The sequence below is a fragment of the Streptomyces sp. NPDC017993 genome (genome assembly GCF_044328065.1).
Classification (GTDB): Bacteria; Actinomycetota; Actinomycetes; order Streptomycetales; family Streptomycetaceae; genus Streptomyces.
In genome coordinates this window covers 47,915-64,546 of record NZ_JBIRGO010000001.1, presented here as the reverse complement: position 1 = coordinate 64,546, position 16,632 = coordinate 47,915, and the positions used below count along the sequence as shown (strand labels likewise).

General features: G+C 68.9%; 16 protein-coding genes and 2 pseudogenes. 6 read left to right on the top strand and 12 right to left on the bottom strand.

Annotation, left to right across the window (positions count from 1 at the left end; all coding sequences use genetic code 11):
• Positions 1-4: 4 nt before the first annotated feature.
• The 3 genes from ACH4FH_RS00325 to hemL all read right to left on the bottom strand — a co-directional run bounded on the left by ACH4FH_RS00325 (position 5) and on the right by hemL (position 3,496).
• Positions 5-1,228 (bottom strand): hypothetical protein, encoded by a 1,224-nt coding sequence (locus ACH4FH_RS00325; RefSeq protein ID WP_398553491.1) that lies wholly within the window; start codon positions 1,226-1,228, stop codon positions 5-7.
• Between the two features lie 146 nt (positions 1,229-1,374).
• A complete protein-coding gene (locus tag ACH4FH_RS00320) occupies positions 1,375-2,055 on the bottom strand; it encodes a histidine phosphatase family protein (protein WP_398553490.1) in 681 nt (226 codons plus the stop codon).
• Positions 2,056-2,170: 115 nt separating this feature from the next.
• A complete protein-coding gene (hemL, locus tag ACH4FH_RS00315) occupies positions 2,171-3,496 on the bottom strand; it encodes a glutamate-1-semialdehyde 2,1-aminomutase (protein WP_398553489.1) in 1,326 nt (441 codons plus the stop codon).
• A gap of 307 nt (positions 3,497-3,803) precedes the next feature.
• Between hemL and ACH4FH_RS00310 the strand changes: the two genes are divergently transcribed.
• Entirely contained in the window at positions 3,804-4,364 is a 561-nt protein-coding gene (locus ACH4FH_RS00310; RefSeq protein ID WP_393892856.1) for a hypothetical protein, read from the top strand.
• Between the two features lie 97 nt (positions 4,365-4,461).
• Here ACH4FH_RS00310 and ACH4FH_RS00305 read toward each other — a convergent pair whose 3' ends face one another.
• The 3 genes from ACH4FH_RS00305 to ACH4FH_RS00295 all read right to left on the bottom strand — a co-directional run bounded on the left by ACH4FH_RS00305 (position 4,462) and on the right by ACH4FH_RS00295 (position 6,808).
• The gene (locus ACH4FH_RS00305; RefSeq protein WP_398553488.1) at positions 4,462-5,280 is read right to left on the bottom strand and encodes an SDR family NAD(P)-dependent oxidoreductase; all 819 of its coding nucleotides are present in this window, start codon (positions 5,278-5,280) and stop codon (positions 4,462-4,464) included.
• Positions 5,277-5,888 carry a cupin domain-containing protein gene (locus ACH4FH_RS00300; RefSeq protein ID WP_398553487.1) on the bottom strand — a complete coding sequence of 204 codons (612 nt, stop codon included), beginning with the start codon at positions 5,886-5,888 and terminating at the stop codon, positions 5,277-5,279. The genes ACH4FH_RS00305 and ACH4FH_RS00300 overlap by 4 nt, the downstream gene beginning before the upstream one ends.
• A 287-nt stretch (positions 5,889-6,175) precedes the next feature.
• On the bottom strand, positions 6,176-6,808 hold the full coding sequence (locus ACH4FH_RS00295; RefSeq protein WP_398553486.1) for a TIGR03086 family metal-binding protein: 633 nt from the start codon (positions 6,806-6,808) through the stop codon (positions 6,176-6,178).
• 94 nt (positions 6,809-6,902) lie between these two features.
• Here ACH4FH_RS00295 and ACH4FH_RS00290 point away from each other — a divergent pair, with 94 nt between their 5' ends.
• Entirely contained in the window at positions 6,903-7,850 is a 948-nt protein-coding gene (locus ACH4FH_RS00290; protein WP_398553485.1) for a DUF6597 domain-containing transcriptional factor, read from the top strand.
• A 13-nt stretch (positions 7,851-7,863) separates the two neighbouring features.
• Here the strand turns inward: ACH4FH_RS00290 and ACH4FH_RS00285 are convergent, their stop codons facing one another.
• Positions 7,864-8,517: a TetR family transcriptional regulator gene (locus tag ACH4FH_RS00285; RefSeq protein ID WP_398553484.1), complete on the bottom strand. Its 654-nt coding sequence runs from the start codon at positions 8,515-8,517 to the stop codon at positions 7,864-7,866.
• A 101-nt stretch (positions 8,518-8,618) separates the two neighbouring features.
• On the opposite strand from ACH4FH_RS00285, the gene ACH4FH_RS00280 reads away from it, so the two are divergent.
• Positions 8,619-10,259, top strand: a complete 1,641-nt coding sequence (locus ACH4FH_RS00280; RefSeq protein ID WP_398553483.1) for an FAD-dependent oxidoreductase — start codon at positions 8,619-8,621, stop codon at positions 10,257-10,259.
• On the opposite strand, the gene ACH4FH_RS00275 is transcribed toward ACH4FH_RS00280, so the two are convergent.
• Positions 10,216-10,944, bottom strand: coding sequence for an AAA family ATPase (locus tag ACH4FH_RS00275; RefSeq protein WP_398553482.1), 729 nt, complete (start codon positions 10,942-10,944; stop codon positions 10,216-10,218). The two genes, ACH4FH_RS00280 and ACH4FH_RS00275, sit on opposite strands and share 44 nt — an antisense overlap.
• Before the next feature lie 102 nt (positions 10,945-11,046).
• Here ACH4FH_RS00275 and ACH4FH_RS00270 point away from each other — a divergent pair, with 102 nt between their 5' ends.
• Complete coding sequence (locus ACH4FH_RS00270) at positions 11,047-11,382, top strand: YnfA family protein (protein WP_398553481.1); 336 nt, start codon at positions 11,047-11,049, stop codon at positions 11,380-11,382.
• Between the two features lie 123 nt (positions 11,383-11,505).
• The gene (locus tag ACH4FH_RS00265) at positions 11,506-12,255 is read left to right on the top strand and encodes an SDR family oxidoreductase (RefSeq protein ID WP_398553480.1); all 750 of its coding nucleotides are present in this window, start codon (positions 11,506-11,508) and stop codon (positions 12,253-12,255) included.
• A gap of 124 nt (positions 12,256-12,379) precedes the next feature.
• Here ACH4FH_RS00265 and ACH4FH_RS00260 read toward each other — a convergent pair.
• Positions 12,380-12,775: pseudogene (locus ACH4FH_RS00260) on the bottom strand (RtcB family protein); the annotation flags it as partial.
• Between the two features lie 42 nt (positions 12,776-12,817).
• Here ACH4FH_RS00260 and ACH4FH_RS00255 point away from each other — a divergent pair.
• Positions 12,818-14,449 carry a recombinase family protein gene (locus tag ACH4FH_RS00255; RefSeq protein ID WP_398553479.1) on the top strand — a complete coding sequence of 544 codons (1,632 nt, stop codon included), beginning with the start codon at positions 12,818-12,820 and terminating at the stop codon, positions 14,447-14,449.
• A 227-nt stretch (positions 14,450-14,676) separates the two neighbouring features.
• Here ACH4FH_RS00255 and ACH4FH_RS00250 read toward each other — a convergent pair whose 3' ends face one another.
• The 3 genes and pseudogenes from ACH4FH_RS00250 to rpmD form a co-directional block, all read right to left on the bottom strand.
• Positions 14,677-15,345 carry a hypothetical protein gene (locus tag ACH4FH_RS00250; protein WP_398553478.1) on the bottom strand — a complete coding sequence of 223 codons (669 nt, stop codon included), beginning with the start codon at positions 15,343-15,345 and terminating at the stop codon, positions 14,677-14,679.
• A gap of 402 nt (positions 15,346-15,747) precedes the next feature.
• Positions 15,748-16,353 carry a hypothetical protein gene (locus ACH4FH_RS00245; protein WP_398553989.1) on the bottom strand — a complete coding sequence of 202 codons (606 nt, stop codon included), beginning with the start codon at positions 16,351-16,353 and terminating at the stop codon, positions 15,748-15,750.
• 3 nt (positions 16,354-16,356) lie between these two features.
• Positions 16,357-16,557, bottom strand: a pseudogene (gene rpmD, locus ACH4FH_RS00240) (50S ribosomal protein L30); the annotation flags it as partial.
• Positions 16,558-16,632 lie beyond the last annotated feature (75 nt).

Sequence of the window (16,632 nt, the reverse complement as noted above, 5' to 3'; positions counted from 1 at the left end):
GACGTCAGGCCGCGGAGAGGAACGTGCGCCAGCCGCCGGCCGGCCGCTCCCCGACGCCCATCCCCTGGAGCTTGCTCAGGACCTGCGGGTCCTGGACGTCGAGCCAGTCGGTGAACTGCCGGAAGGACACCAGGCGCACATCCTTGTTCTGCTCGTTCGCGATGTGCTTGAGGGCTTCCTCGACGGCGTCCATATAGATGCCGCCGTTCCACTGCTCGAAGTGGTTGCCGATGAAGAACGGGGCGCGGTTGGTCTGGTACGCCCGCTGGAATCCCGAGACATAGGCATCGGTGGCCTGCTGCCGCCAACCCGGGTAGTTGGACGAGGGCGCCTTTGTCGAGTTCTTCGACTGGTTGGCGAGGATGTTGTAGTCCATCGAGAGGACCTCGAAGGAGTGACCCGGAAAGGGAATCTGCTGGAGCGGGTAGTCCCAGATTCCCTGCTTCTTCTTGGGCCACATCTGGAGTCCGCCGGGCGAACTCGTGTCATAGCGCCACCCGAGATCCCGGGCCGTCGGCAGCAGATTCTCCTGGCCGAGAAGGCAGGGTGTGCGACCGCCCACCAATTCCTTGCGGTAGTCGAACGGCAGCGGCTCTATGTCACTGAAACCGGTGTGGGTACGCCACTTGGTGACGAAATCCATCGCCTGGTCGATCTCGGAGCGCCACTGTTCCGGCGTCCAGTGCGCGACCGTTCCGGATCCCGAGCAGAAGTGGCCGTTGAAGTGGGTGCCGATCTCGTGGCCGTCCAGCCACGCCGCGCGCACGTTCTTCAGCGTCTCCTTGATGTGCCCGTCGGTGAGGTAGCCGATGTCGGAGGCGCCGGTGCGGTTGTTCGGCGGGCGGTAGAGGTGCTTCTTCGACTCCGGCAGGAGATACAGCCCGGAGAGGAAGAAAGTCATGGCCGCGCCGTGGTCCCGGGCGAGCCGGAGAAAGCGCGGGAAGAGGCCGTTGCCGACCTCTCCCGCGCCGTCCCACGAGAAGATGACGAACTGCGGCGGGGTCTGCCCCGGCTCCAGCCTTTCGGGCTTCTTCGGCTGGTGCGGCTGCGCTCCGGAATCGGCGGTCGAACCGTCACCGATGGGCTTCGACCTGGCCTGTACCGAATTCTTCACCCGCTGTTTATCCGAGGCGTCGTCCGAGCCTGACAGGGAACAGCCGCCGACCCCCATCGCCGCAGCCGCCCCAACCACCGTACCCAGCAGGCCCCGTCGACTGATCGCGTGCATACCGTCGTCCCCATCCGTGCTCGCCGTACTCAATATCCATATAAACGGACATCGGAGAAGAGGGCATGCCTGGCACGGCGGTTCCGAATTAGTCGCTCAATTTTGTCATTTTGCCTGTTATTGACGTACCGCTAATTGACGCGCAGTCAGGCCCCGAAAGCCTTGGACTTCCCCTTGGCGGGTTTCGCGCCGGCCAGCAGGTGGGAGGGAACCAGGTCGCGGGCGGGCTCGCTGTAGCCGACCGAAATGATCTTGTCGCCGTGGAAGGTGAAGGACGTCAGCGAAGCGAGGGTGCACTGCCGCTTGCGCGGGTCGTGCCACAGTCGGCGCCGCTCGGCGAAGCTGCGCACGATCCAGATCGGCAGCTGATGGCTGACCGCCACCGCCTCGTGGCCGCGCGCCGCGTCCCGCGCCGTGGCGAGCGCCGCCATCATCCGGACCACCTGCTCGATGTACGGCTCGCCCCAGGACGGCCGGAACGGATTCGTCAGGTACTTCCAGTTGCCGGGCTTCTTCAACGCGCCGTCGCCGACCCCGAAGGTCTTCCCCTCGAAGACGTTGGCCGCCTCGATCAGCCGCTCGTCGGTGGCCAGTTCCAGACCGTGCGCCCCGGCGATCGGCACCGCCGTCTCCTGCGCGCGCTCCAGCGGGGAGGCGACGACATGCGTGATGTCCCGCTCCGCGAGATGCTCCGCGACCCGGTCGGCCATCTTCCGGCCGAGGTCGGAGAGGTGGTAACCGGCCCGGCGCCCGTAGAGAACGCCATCGGGGTTGTGCACCTCGCCGTGCCGCATCAGGTGCACGACGGTGATGTCTTCGCTGCTCATGTCACCCATTCATTCAGTCCTCTGCATGCAGTCGCCGGCCCGGCCGGCCCCCGGCCGGGCCCTGGCGCGTCACCCGGCGCGTCACACGGCCGGAACGCAGTCGGAACGCGGTCGGTCAGGCCGTCGCCTCGGCCGCGGCCCGCGCGGCGGCCGGCAGCGCCGCGGCGATGCGCTCGACGGCTGCGGCGTCGTGCGCGGTGGAGACGAACCACGACTCGAAGGCGGACGGCGGGAGGTAGACCCCCTGCGACAGCATCGAGTGGAAGAAGGCGGTGAAGCGGAACGCCTCCTGCGTCTTGGCCGTGTCGTAGTCGGTGACCTCGGCGCCGGTGAAGAAGACCGAGAACATGTTGCCCGCGACCTGCAGCCGGTGTGCGACGCCTTCCTTCGCCAGCGCCGCGGTGACCAGCCCCCGCACCTCGGCGGAGACCGCGTCGACCGTGTCGTACGCGGCATCGTCCAGCAGTCGCAGCTGCGCGACGCCGGCGGCGGTGGCGACCGGGTTCCCGGACAGGGTGCCCGCCTGGTAGACGGGACCGGCCGGCGCGAGGTGCGCCATCACGTCGGCACGGCCGCCGAACGCCGCAGCCGGGAAGCCGCCGCCCATGACCTTGCCGAAGGTCATCAGGTCGGGGTGCACCCCGTCGATGCCGTACCAGCCGGCCTTGCTGACGCGGAAGCCCGTCATCACCTCGTCGGAGATGTAGAGCGCGCCGTGCTCGGCGCACGCGTCCTTCAGGCCCTGGTTGAAACCGGGCAGCGGCGGCACCACGCCCATGTTGCCGGGCGACGCCTCGGTGATCACACATGCGATCTCCCCGGGGTGCGCGGCGAACGCGGCACGGACGGCGTCGATGTCGTTGTACGGCAGCACGATCGTGTCGCCGGCCTGCGCACCGGTCACCCCCGGGGTGTCCGGCAGACCGAAGGTCGCCACGCCCGAGCCGGCCGCGGCCAGCAGCGCGTCCACATGACCGTGGTAGCAGCCGGCGAACTTGATCACCTTCGCCCGGCCGGTGAAGCCACGCGCGAGGCGGATCGCCGACATGGTCGCCTCGGTGCCGCTGGAGACCAGCCGCACCTCCTCGACCGGCGCGATCCGCGCCACGATCTCCTCGGCCAGTTCGACCTCACCCTCGCCGGGCGTACCGAAGGACGTGCCGCGCGCGACCGCCTCCTGGACCGCGGCGATCACCGCGGGATGCGAGTGGCCCAGGATCATCGGTCCCCACGAGCACACGAGGTCGACGTACTCGCGACCGTCGGCGTCGGTGAGGTACGGACCGGTACCGGACACCATGAACCGGGGCGTACCACCCACGGCGCGGAACGCCCGCACCGGAGAGTTGACGCCGCCGGGCGTCACCGCGGACGCGCGGTCGAACAGCGACTGCGAAACAGGGGCTTCATACGGAAAAGACACTGTGATCCTGACCTGCATTAACGGAGGGAGGGCGGCGGCACTCGGACGCGACCCGGCTGACAACGGTGCGGGAATCCCCTCGCGTACCACCTGCAGGCGCCGCTCGGTTCCCACTCGGTCCCTTTTTGATTCCTCTTGCTCTCTACCGGGCGTCAGCCCCCTCGCATCTGCGAAACTGGGCCGTCGTACGAGTAAGTCACGCAAGCAATGGTCTCAGAGGCGCGCAGGGGCGTGCGGCCGGGCGTTTCACACGCCGGTTACTGGGGAGGTCTCTGAGACGATGATCGGGTTGCGCGGCTGTAGCTGCGAGTGGTCGGGTGGAGATATGCATCGCGGTGGCGGACTGGGCGAGGGGACCGACGACCGGGGTCCCGAGCGCGCCCAGCGCGGTCGCCACCGGCGTGAGGACACCGAGGGCATCCAGGGTGGGGAAAACAGAGGCGGCCGCATGGGGGTGACGTACAAATACTTCGGCGCGCCGAACGGCGCGACTGCGGCCCGGGTGCCGATTTCCATGCGTCCTGAGGAACTCGGTGGCGATGAACTCGGCATGGGCGGCATGTTCACGAAGATCAAGCCCGAGACGATGGCCGCCATGGTCCTCACCGGTATAGAGGGCATACCTCTCCACAAGGTTCCGCCGCTCGAACTGGTCGTCCTCCACCCCGACTACGCCGTCGTCAAACTCCCCATGACCGTGGTCGACCCGCTGCGCGGGGTCGGCGAGGAGTCCGTGGGCGCGGCTGCCTTCATCTGGTCCACCGTCCCCGACCGCGGCGGCCCGCAGGACGCCTTCACCGTCTACCAGCTCCTGCACGAGTGGCAGGACTTCAGCCACCGGCTGCACGAAGCGGGGCACGAGGCGTACTGCCTGGTGTGGCCCTGAGCCACCACCCCGGCGCGACGGCGAGCCGCGCCGGGTAGCTCCCGAGCCGCGAAACGCGCCGCTCGGTGCGGCACCCGGGGACCGGACGGACCTTCGCTCACCAGGTGGGGCGGGCCGAGACACCGCCGTCGACGACAAGATCGTGACCGGTGATCCAGGAAGCCATCGGCGAGGCGAGAAAGACGCAGGCGTCGCCGACGTCCTCGGGCCGCCCCAACCGGCGCGCCGGTGCCGCCTCCTGCCAGCGGCGCACCCCCTCCGGCCAGTCCGCCTCGATACCGGGACGCGCGATCAGCCCCGGGGAGACGCTGTTGACGCGGATGCCGTACGCCCCGTACTCCAGCGCCGCGGAGCGTGCGTGCATCACCACCGCGGCCTTCGACGCGCTGTAGTGGGCGTGCAACGGTGCCGGCCGGTCCGCCTCGATGGAGGCGACATGGGTCACCGACCCGCCGCCGCCCTCCCGCATCACGGTGGCCGCGGCCTGGGTGCAGGCGAAGACGCTGTGCACGTTGGTATCGGCCACCGCCCGCCAGTCGGCGAGGGACATCTCCGGCAGCCCCTGGACCGGCTGCACCCCCGCGTTGTTCACCAGCGCGGTCAGCCGGCCACGCCAGGCGGCGGCCGACCGCACCAGACGGTGGCACTCCGCCTCCTCGGCCAGGTCGGCGCCCAGCGCCAGCGCGCTGCCGCCGGACTCCACGATCCGCGCCACGAGCGCCCGCGCGGCGTCGCCCCGGGTACGGAAATGCGCCACCACGGCGGCGCCCGCGGCGGCGAACCGCAGGGCGATGCCGCCACCGATCCCGCCGCCCGCCCCGGTGACGAGGACGACCTGGCCGGTGAGGTCGGGGAGTGACCGGCGGCCGTCCGCGGCGGCGGGGCCGGGCGGCGGCTGGTCGGGCAGTGCGGTCATGGGCGGCTCAGTGCGGCGATCCGCGCTGCCTCCTGGGGGAAGCGGGCGGCCAGTTCGGCGGCGTCCCCCTGCTCGTAGTCCGCGAAGGTGAAGCCGGGCGCCATGGTGCAGCCGAAGAGTGTCCAGGCGCCTCCGTCGGCGACCGTCGCGCCCATCCAGGTGCCGGCCGGCACCGTGAACTGGACGTGCTGCCCGCCGAGCACATCGGGGCCCAGCACGACGGACCTGGCGGTGGCTCTCCGGCCGTCACCCCGCGCGCCCTCGGGGGCCGTCTCGGACAGCAGGAGCAGGGTGAGCGGGTCACCGCGGTAGAAGTGCCAGATCTCGTCAGACGGCAGGCGGTGCAGGGCCGAGAAATCGCCCGGTTCCGAGGTCAGCAGCATGATGATCGCCGACCCCTCGGGCCGCCCGTCGGCGCGCTCCGGCCCGGCCCAGGTGCGCCGGAACCGCCCGCCCTCGCGGGGCAGCGGCACCAGCCCGTAGAAGTCGATCAGCGCTCGGGGGAGCGGGTCGCCGCCGGGCAGCTGCCCCGCCTGCGCGTCCGCGGGCCGGCGCCCCGGTGAGGTCGCGGACTTCGGCTGGTGCGTGTTCGGGCCGGGCTGATGCATGTGCGGGCCTCCCGTCTCGGTCCACACCCTAGGCAGGGGGCGGGCGGCACGGGCGCTATCGGGACATGTCGGCGCCGTGTCCGCGGACCGTCCCGAGGGACCGCGACGCCCGGGGCGGATGCCGTCGGGGTGGGGCGAGGAGCGCAGGCGCCGGTCGGCAGGGGCTGCGGCGGGGAAGCCCGCGCACCACTGGGCCGGAAAGGGGGGAGACCCCGTGTGCCGCTCGGCCGCGAGGCGGCGCTGTCACCGGACCGGGAGCGGCCGGGGCGCCTCCCGGGGGACGCGCCTCAGCCCGTCCACCCCGGGTCACGGCCGGTGGCCGCCAGCAGCTCGTCGAGCTCGGACGCCCCCTCCGGCACCGCGACCGGCTCACCGAAGACCTGCATCTTCCGGGCCGTCGGCCCCATGTCGGCGGCCAGCTGCCGCAGCTCGGGCACACATCCCGGGGCCGGCGTGTACGGCCGGCCGATCGCCCGGGCCACGTCCCAGGCGTGCACCGTCAGATCCAGCAGCGCCATCCGGCCGACCGTCCGCGCGGGCAGGTTCATCCCGCCGGTGAGGCCCTCCTCCGCGCCCGGTGCCGCCCATGCCTCGACCAGCCGGGCGCTCTCCTCGGCGAAGCGGTCGGGCCAGCGCGCACCGAACTCGGCGATCCGGTCGGGCGTGTGCCGGAAGTCCACCTCCTTCTTGCCTGCCAGCGTCTGGAAGGCGACCACCACCTGGAAGAGGTGGTTGATCAGCGACCGCACGTCGTACTCGGTGCACGGCGTCCGCTGCCCGAGCTCGTCGTCGGAGACCTCGCACAGCACCGGGAGCGCCGCCCCCGCCGCCGCGTCGAGCAGCTCGCTGATCGGGGCGGGACGCTCCTCCCGCCCCGGAGTACGCCGTTCTTCGTCCGTCATGCCTGTGATGTCCGTCATGCCGACGACGCTACGACCGGCCGCCGGCGACGGCTTGAAGAAACGCGACAGCGACAGCCGCCGCACCCCCGGGGCCGCGCCTAGGATTCATGGCATGGCCGCTCCACGGCGTGACACCCGGGGCATCGTCGACGCCCCGGAACTCTTCACCCGGGTGCAGTTCCGCCGCCGCACCCCCGCCGCCGCGCTGCGCCCGTATGTGGAGCACTACTGGCTGATCGACTGGGATCTCGCCGAGCCGTACGCCACCCATGTCGTCCCGCACCCCTGCGTGAACCTCGTCTTCCAGCGCTATGCGGACCGCCCGGGATTCGGCGAGGTCGCGGGAGTCGGGCTGGAGCTCTTCTCCCAGAAGCTGGCGGGGCGCGGCCGGGTGTGCGGGGTGCAGTTCCGGCCGGGCGGCTTCCGCCCGTTCGCCCCGGCCCGACCGGTCACGGACTGGACCGGCCGCCGGCTGCCGCTGGAGGTGCTCTTCGAGACCGGTGGGTGCCCTGGTGGGGACGAAGGAGCCGGTGAGGACGCGGAGGCCGGCGGGAGTTACGGGGGCGAGGGGGACGACAGCGCGGGGCCGGCCGCGTCCCCGGACGGCGCAGGCGGGGAAGGCGGGCGCAGGGCCGCCGCGGCGGAAGCCGCGCGAGCGGTGCTGGGGCCCGCCGCGGAGGACGAACGGGTGGCCGCGCTCGACGCCTTGCTGACCTCCCTACTGCACACCGAGCCGCGGCTCCTGGAACAGACCGAACTCGCGATGGGGCTGGCCGGCCGGATCCGGGCGGACCGCTCGATCCGTCGCGTCGCGGACTTCGCGCGGGCCGAGGGCATGTCCGTACGAGCCCTGCAGCGGCTGTTCGCCGGATACGTCGGGGTCAGCCCCAAGTGGGTGCTGCTGCGCTACCGCGTCCACGAGGCCCTGGAGCGCGCCGCGTCCGACGCGGAGGTCGACTGGCCCGCGCTCGCCGCCGAGCTGGGCTACAGCGACCAGGCGCATCTCGTCCGCGATGTCACCGCGACCGTCGGCGTCCCTCCCACGGCCTACGCCCGCTGACGCCTGCTCCCGGTCATCCGGGCCCGCCGCCATCCGGGCTCTCGGCCGTCAGATAGCGCTGGACCGTGGGTGCCAGCCAGGCGACGACCTCGTCGTGGCTGAGGCCGACGGCCGGCGGGACGTGCAGCACATAGCGGCACAGCGCCATCCCGAGGATCTGCGAGGCGATCAGCGCGGCACGGGTCGGCGCCTCCTCGGGGACCGGGCACACGGCCGCGAGGACCGGACGCACCTGACCGGCGAACACGCCGCGCATCCGGTCCGCGCCCGCCTCGTTGGTGACGCCGACGCGGAGCATGCCGGTGAGCGTCTCGTCGCACTCCCAGCGCTCCAGGAAGTGACGTACGAGCCGGGCGCCGACTTCGTCGCGCGGCACTCCGGTGAAGTCGGGGAGGTCCACTTCGATCTCCGAAGCGGCCGCGAACAGGCCCTCCTTGTTGCCGTAGTAGCGCATCACCATCGACGGGTCGATGCCTGCCTCGCGCGCGATGGCGCGGATGGTGGCGCGCTCGTAGCCGTCGGCGGCGAAGCGGTCCTTCGCGGCGGCGAGGATCGCGGCGCGGGTGACCTCGGAGCGGCGGGGGCGCGCGGGGTCCGCGACGCCGGAGTGGGACGCGGGAGCGCCGGAGGCCGGTGCGGCCTCGGCGGGCGGTGCGGGTTCGGCCATGCCCACAAATGTAGGCCAACGCCCGTTGACATGCCAGAAGCGGCCGCCCTACGCTTGCCAACAAGCGTTGACCAACACGTGTTGGCACAGGAGGGGCAGCCATGGCGGACACGCACCGCGAACCCGGCACCACAGACCCGAGCAGCGCCACGAGCACCGAACCCATCCCGGCCACTCCGGACGCCGCGGACGCCCCGGACGCCGACGTCCTCGTCGTCGGGGCAGGTCCGACCGGCCTGCTGCTGGCCGGGGACCTCGCCGAGGCCGGTCTGCGCGTCACCCTCCTGGAGCGGCGCGCCGACACGACCAGCAACCTCACCCGCGCCCTGGTCGTGCACGCCCGCACCCTGGAGCAGCTCGACGCCCGCGGCCTGGCCGACGAGCTGGTCGCCGGCGGCCACCCGGTCACCCGGCTCCGCCTCTTCGGCAGTGCCACGCTCGACCCGACGGCGCTCCCGTCCCGCTTCCCGTTCGTGCTGGTCACCCCGCAGTTCGAGGTGGAGCGGCTGCTGGAGCGGCGCGCCCGCCGGGCGGGCGTCACCTTCCGGCACGACAGCGAGGTGCTGGGCCTGGAACAGGACGCCGACGGCGTGACGGTCCGCGTCCGTGACCCGCGGGGCGTCCGCAGCGCCCGCGCCGCATATCTGGTCGGCACCGACGGCGTCCGCAGCACCGTCCGACAGGCCCTCGGCCTGCCCTTCCCCGGGCAGTCCGTCATCCGCTCCCTCGTCCTCGCCGACGTCCGGCTCGCGCAGGAGCCCGACTCCCCCTTCACCGTCAACGCCACCAGTGACGCCCTGGCCCTGATCGGCTCCTTCGGCGACGGCTGGTACCGCGTCATCGGCTGGAACCGCCACCGCCAGGCCGACGACTCCGTACCGGCCGACCTCGACGAGGTCCGGACCTTCACCCGGCTCGCCCTCGGCAGCGACTACGGCATGCACGACGCCCGCTGGATCTCCCGCTTCCACAGCGACGAACGCCAGGTCCCCGACTACCGCGTGGGCCGCGTCTTCCTCGCCGGTGACGCCGCCCATGTGCACTCCCCCGCCGGCGGCCAGGGCATGAACACCGGACTGCAGGACGCCGCCAACCTCAGCTGGAAGCTCACCGCGGTACTGCGCGGTCAGGCACCTGACAGCCTGCTGGACAGCTACCACTCCGAGCGCCACCCGGTGGGAAAGCTCGTCCTGCGCAGCAGCGGTGCCATCGTCCGGCTCGCCCTGGTGCACACCCCTCCGGGGCGCGCGGCCCGCACCCTCGCGGCTCAGCTCCTCCACCGTCTTCGGCCGCTCGCCCGGCGCGCGATGCTCAACCTCTCCGGCATCGGCATCGGCATCGGCTACGCAGCCCCGCCCGGCGCCCACCCACTCACCGGCCGCCGGGCCCCCGACCTCCGCCTCGCCGACGGCCGTCGCCTCTACGCACTCCTGCGCCAGGGCGGGTTCGTCCTCATCACCCCGGCCGACGAAACCACCGTGCAGCCCACCGACGACCGCTTCCTGCACACCTCCTGGGAGGGCCCTCGGCGCACGGCCCTCCTCGTCCGCCCCGACGGCTATATCGCCTGGGCCGATGACTCAGGCGCCCCCGCCAAGCGCGCTGCGGCGCTGCGCGACGCCCTCAGCCGCTGGACCGGCGTCGCCCCCGCACCCGAAGCCGCCCCCGCTCCCGAAGCCGCCCGCGCGCCCGGCAGCCTCACCCCGGGAGCACATGCCGCAGATACGCCTGCGGGTCCTTGAGGTAGCGGCGCCAGTGATCGACGAGACCCAGCTCCGCCCACTGCGCCTGCCGCATGCCGTGCTCGCCGACCTCGACGATCGCGGCGCCGGGCAGCGCGGTCAGCAGCGGGGAGTGCGTGGCGCAGATGATCTGCGCGCCACTGCTCCCCAAGTCGCTCATCAGCCCGACCAGTTCAAGGCAGGAGGTAAAGGACAGCGCGGCCTCCGGCTCGTCCATCACATACAGCCCCGGCTGGGCGAACTTCTCCCGGAAGGCCATCAGGAAGCCCTCCCCATGGCTCAGCTCGCCCGGGACCTGCGACAACCGCTCCCGGCTCAGCGCCTCCAGCGCCGTCTCCGCCCGAAGGAAGAAGCCACGCCTACGGGTGCGCGGCCCTCGCACCATCCGGCGCCCCGCCATCGTCGGGTCGAACCGCATTGCTCGGCCGAGCACCGACGGCTCCCGCGAGCCGGCGTACTTGTACCCGGCCGAGCCGCCGTAGGAGTCCACACCGAACGCCTCCGCCAGCGCCTCCGCGAGCGTCGACTTCCCCGAGCCGTTCTCCCCCACGAGGAACGTCACCGGCGCCCGGAACGGCAGCCCCTCCTCGACCAGCTGGCGCACGCACGGCACCGTCCAGGGCCAGCCGTCCTCCGCCGTCCCCTCCCCCTGCGGAAGGTCCACGTAAGCGCGTTCGATGAGCATGACCCGAAGCTCTCACACCCCACTGACACCCGCCCCGCACCCAACGGGCCGAGCCCCGACGCGCCGAGCCCCACCGGGCCGACGCCTCCTTACGCTGTCCGCATGCTGATCGCCCGCTCCGTCCTGCTGTTCGTCCTGGCCGCCCTCTTCGAGATCGGCGGGGCCTGGCTGGTCTGGCAAGGAGTCCGCGAGCACAGGGGCTGGCTCTGGATCGGCGCCGGAGTGATCGCCCTCGGTGTGTACGGCTTTGCCGCCACCCTCCAGCCGGACGCCGAATTCGGCCGGATCCTCGCCGCGTACGGCGGCGTGTTCGTCGCCGGCTCGCTGGCGTGGGGCATGGTCGCGGACGGCTACCGCCCCGACCGCTGGGACGTCATCGGCGCCCTGATCTGCCTGGCCGGCATGGCCGTGATCATGTACGCCCCGCGGGGCCGCTGATCCGGCCTGCATATCCTGGCCGGGCACCGCGGCCGCCACCCACGGACCGCGATCCGCAGACCGCAGCCGCCGTTCCGCACCCGAAACGGCGCGCATCACACGCACAGGCCCGAGGAGAGCGCCATGACCGCCGACGCCCGTACCGCCGTCGTCACCGGAGCCAGCAGCGGCATCGGCGCCGCGACCGCGCGAGCGCTGGCCGAGGCCGGCTACCGCGTGGTGCTGACCGCCCGCCGCAAGGACCGCATCGAGGCGCTCGCCGCCGAGCTGCCGCACGCCGAGGCGTACGCCCTCGACGTCACCGACCGCGCCGCGGTCGATGCCTTCGCGGCCGCCCTCGACCGCTGCGACGTCCTGGTCAACAACGCCGGCGGCGCCTTCGGCGCGGAGCCGGTCGCCACCGGAGACCCCGCCGACTGGCGCGCGATGTACGAGGTCAACGTGCTCGGCGTACTCCACACCACCCAGGCGCTGCTGCCCGCGCTGACGGCCTCGGGCGACGGCACCGTCGTGGTGCTGTCCTCCACCGCCGGCCTCGCCACCTACGAGGGCGGCGGTGGCTATGTGGCCGCCAAGCACGGCGCACACGTCCTCGCCGAGACGCTCCGCCTGGAGCTGTGCGGACAGCCCGTACGGGTCATCGAGGTCGCGCCCGGCATGGTCAAGACCGAGGAGTTCGCCTCCACCCGCTTCCGCGGCGACACGGCCAAGGCCGCCAAGGTCTACGAAGGCGTCGCGGAGCCCCTCAGCGCCGACGATGTCGCCGACACCATCACCTGGGCGGTCACCCGCCCCTCGCACGTCAACATCGACCTGCTGGTGGTCCGCCCGCGCGCCCAGGCGTCCAACTCCAAGGTGCACCGCACGACGTGACCCATCGGTGCGGCGCCCCGTCCGCACCGCCCCTCGCACAGCAAGGAGCCGGGACACCCGCCTTGGGCATCCCGGCTCCTTGCCGCGTCGGCAGCGGGACCGTCCACCGGTCCCGCCCGCCCGCTCAACCCTTCACACACACCAGCTGCTTGAGCTTGGCGACGACCTCCACCAGGTCCCGCTGCTGATCGATGACCTTCTCGATCGGCTTGTACGCACCGGGGATCTCGTCCACCACTCCGGCATCCTTACGGCACTCCACACCCTGCGTCTGCTCCTCCAGATCCCGCGTGGAGAAGCGCTTCTTCGCGGCGTTCCGGCTCATCTTCCGGCCGGCGCCGTGCGAGGCGGAGTTGAAGGACGCGGCGTTGCCGAGCCCCTTGACGATGTACGAACCGGTGCCCATGGAGCCCGGGATGATGCCGTACTCGCCGCTGCCCGCCCGGATCGCGCCCTTACGGGTCACCAGCAGGTCCATCCCGTCGTACCGCTCCTCCGCCACGTAGTTGTGGTGGCAGGAGAACTGCTAATTTCATATGAAGTGCCAACGAGGGGACAGGTCTTGACGCTGGACCAACGACCAAGGAAGAAGCTGACCGCCGCAGAAGTAGAGCGGCTGGTCGAGAGGCTTCGCGGGGTGCCAACCGACGCTCCGAGCCTGGAGGAGGCGAAGGCCCTACGCGCAGAAGGTTGGCAGCTTCTCTTGGCCTACTGCCGGATCTCCGATGACGCACACAAGCGTGACGGCCACGGCGTGGAGGACCAGACTCGGCACTGCGGGCGGATCGCCGGCCACATGCGCGGGGTCGTGATTCACCACTACATCGACAACGACAAGTCAGCATCGAAAGCGAACGTCGTACGCGCCGACTTCGACAAGATGATCGACTCACTGGAACGAGGCGCCACGGAGCACGGCTACCCCGTGGACGGTGTGGTGTGCGTCGCTGATGACCGGCTCTACCGAGGTGCACACGCGTATGAGCGCTTCGTGGACTCGTTCACCTCCCACCCCGATCGGGTCTATGCCGACGACACCGGACGCCATGACCTCTACGGCGACGGAGCCGAGTACCGGGGACTGCTCGGTGTTGCCGCCTCCCGATCGGAGACCAAGAAGAAGAAGCGCCGGGCACGGCTGAATCACCTTGCCCGAGCGGAGAGGGGCGAGCCGGTATCGGGTCGCCGTCCGTTCGGCTGGAGTGACGACAAGCTGACCCTCCACCCCGAGGAGTCCAAGGTCGTTCGTCAAGGGGTTACGGACTTGCTCGCGGGCAAGAGCATCACCACCGTGACCTGGAACTTTGTCGAATCTGGGCTCAAGACCACGATGGGCAACAGTTGGCAGCTTCAGACGGTCAAGCAGATCGTTCGCAACCCGCGCATCTGTGGCTATCGGAAGATGAAGAGCGAGCTGGTGACCGACGCCGAGGGCAACCCGGTGGTCGGTAAATGGACACCCATCGTCTCGCCGAAAGAGTGGTACGCCGTCACTGCGCTGCTGGAGAAGAACCGCAGCGCAGGGGGTTGGGACGGCTCCGGCGACAGCATGAGGACTCCGCGAAAGTACCTGCTGACGGGTCTACTGCGTTGCGGGAAGAAGCTGGAGGACGGGCGGACGTGCAACGCGAAAATGCACGGCGCCCCCGCCCGGAAGACGCACAAGTATCGGTGCCGGTCTGTGCTGGACGGGGGCTGCGACAAGCTGAGCCGTCAGGGCCCGGCCATCGACAAGCTGATCAAGGAACTCGTGCTCGCCAAGTTGGAGAAGCGCAACGCGGAGCGTCAACCGGTCGAAGAGACGTGGGCCGAAGAGCACAAGTTGGAGGCGGCACAACGCAGGAAGGCCGCGCTGGAAAAGCAGTGGCACGCGGAAGAGATCATCGATTCGACGTTCTTCTCCCTCCTGAAGAAGGAAGAGGCAGAGATCAAGCGCCTCTCCAACGACCGGAAGGCTTGGGCCGCCCGCCAGGAGACGGAGAAACACAGGGTCACAGATGCGCGGGCCGAGTGGAAGAGCATGGATTTGCAGCAGAGGCGCGGAGTCATTTTCGACGCGCTGGAAGCTGTGGTCGTTCTTCCTGGCGTGAAGGGATCACACAAGTTCGATCCCGAAACAATCATCCCCGTGTGGAAGGAAGAGAAGACCAGTGCCGCATCAGGCACCATTCGCCCTGTCGAGGATCTTGCGTAGGCGTTCGTCGGCCGCATGCTCTGGCAAATGATGTACCGCCGTTCGGATTCTGTCGCCGAGCAGTACTAGGCGACAGAATCCGAACGGCTCGTCACGTCACAGAAGGGCAAACGTTGCCTGGAACGACACTAGACATGCCTGCCCTTGCAGCACCGATGCACACGACGGACCACCGATTGCGGGAATCGGCGGTGACATCCTCTTTTCTCGCCCTGATCGGTAGGGATTCAAAATATCTCACCCCAGTAACCCACCACAAGGATGACTACACCAAAGAGGAAGTTGATTACCATACCGATAAAGTTCACAAAAGTGAGGTGGAGCCGTCTAGGCATGGCCAGCATTTTTCCAATCGGCCACATCGCCACACCGCGGGCGCCCGTCATTTTAGATATGCGCCTCTCCCAATTCGCGGCATATCCCATGTAATCAGTGGGATTTTTCCAGTTATGTATGAGGGCGAACAGGCCGAACCCTATGAGGACCACAAGGAGGATGAGACCGAAAAGCAGCACAGAACTCCCTTGCACAATAAGTGCGCTCAGCCCGATTGTGGGAGCCAGCACGAGTCCGAGGGCCTGCGACGCATCGGAACACCATTCCACAATACTGGCGATCGAACCAGGTCGCAGAAAGGAGGGAATGTGAAATTCGGATTCCCCAGCCTTTTTCGCCTCCTCGTTGACCCCTGCAATGCGCTCCCGGAGAACATGCTCCATATGGCGCGTCATCAGCGCCATGGCAATAGCACCCATACCCATGAGAATAATTGCAATTCCGAAGGGAAGTGCAACTTCCCAAGGTTCCGCACCAACGAATATCTGCGCTCCTCCGTCGCCGGCGACGCCGCCCATGAGAGAGGGAGACCATCCCGTTGCATCCACCTGCGTACTCACGTACACGCGACCTTGAGCGTCATTGAGCCGATCAGCTCTTTTTTGGCGTCTTCCTGCGCGGAGCAAAGTACGGTCAACGTTATTGACTCTGAGTCCGCAGGCGCATGCAATACATTGACTACATGTCGATTCTTGATCGCCTTAGGGTAACTCAGGCTTGAGCGCTGATTCCGCTCAATCTGGAAGCTCTCCTCCCACTTGTATTTTGGTTCTCCAGGCTCGTCATAGTTCAGCCGGCCACGCCCTTTACATTTGGCCCTTATGTGAACCCATCCACTGAAAGACCCTTCATTCCAAACCGTGATCCGATGAAGGACCCTCTCCTTTGCCGGGACCGCGTGAGGGCTCCCATTAGGGCATTCGACCTGAGAGGTGAACTTAATATCCCAGTGATCGCTACACTCACCAGCGCAAGTCATGTTCGCCTCCCCTGTCTATCTGATGGGATGGCTTCACAGACTGTTGAGCCTCTAGAAATATGGAACCCACCCTCGTAACGACATCTGGAGCGACGCGCTTGATCTCAGGCGTGGCTGATTTTGCCAATACATGGGCCATGCTGCTTTCATCGTACGTGTCCAACTGGAGGACGATTTGCGCATACTTTCCACCCGCTCCTAGGTTTGATGGCATCTTCCAGGAGAATGTGAATTCCGCAAAATCTGCGCGCATTGCCCGGATGGCGCCCGAATTCTTGCGTGCATAATCGAGCGCCTTGCGTGGAGCTAGGTGGAGATGAGCCCTTCCTGGGCGAGTATGAACAACCGCCTCGCGGTCGCCAGGGCGATCCCGGAAAGCGTACGTGTCCGCCAAGGCATCGATTGCATCAGCGACTGTGAGTCGAGTAGACCATCCGAGCGATATGGAATCAGCATTAGCCTCGACACGAATGTACTCATCGTTAGCCGTTTTATAGAGACGCGCCAGCGTCTCGCCGTCACCGTAATCCCGCTCGATCAAGTACGCACCGTGCTCTTGCGCCGTCGCCTCCGGGGTCACCTCACGCACTTCCACGAGATCACGTACGGTGGCTAGCATCCCGCTAACTGATGGATTGTCTATGTGCGCCAGTTTGGCCTTCCCGATTCTTCCGAGGCCAAGAGAGCGTAGGGTTTCTATGTGCTTCTTGGAACGCCCGATGGCCGACCGGGTTTGTACAACAAGCGCCAAGTCTCGTGCCGAGGGATCGCCCCGGCCTTTCCTATCGCCCATACCGTCATGTTCTCTCCGACTGAGCACGTGTGCACCTCGGCGGACCCAGCTGATGTCCACTCGGCTTCGTCGGTG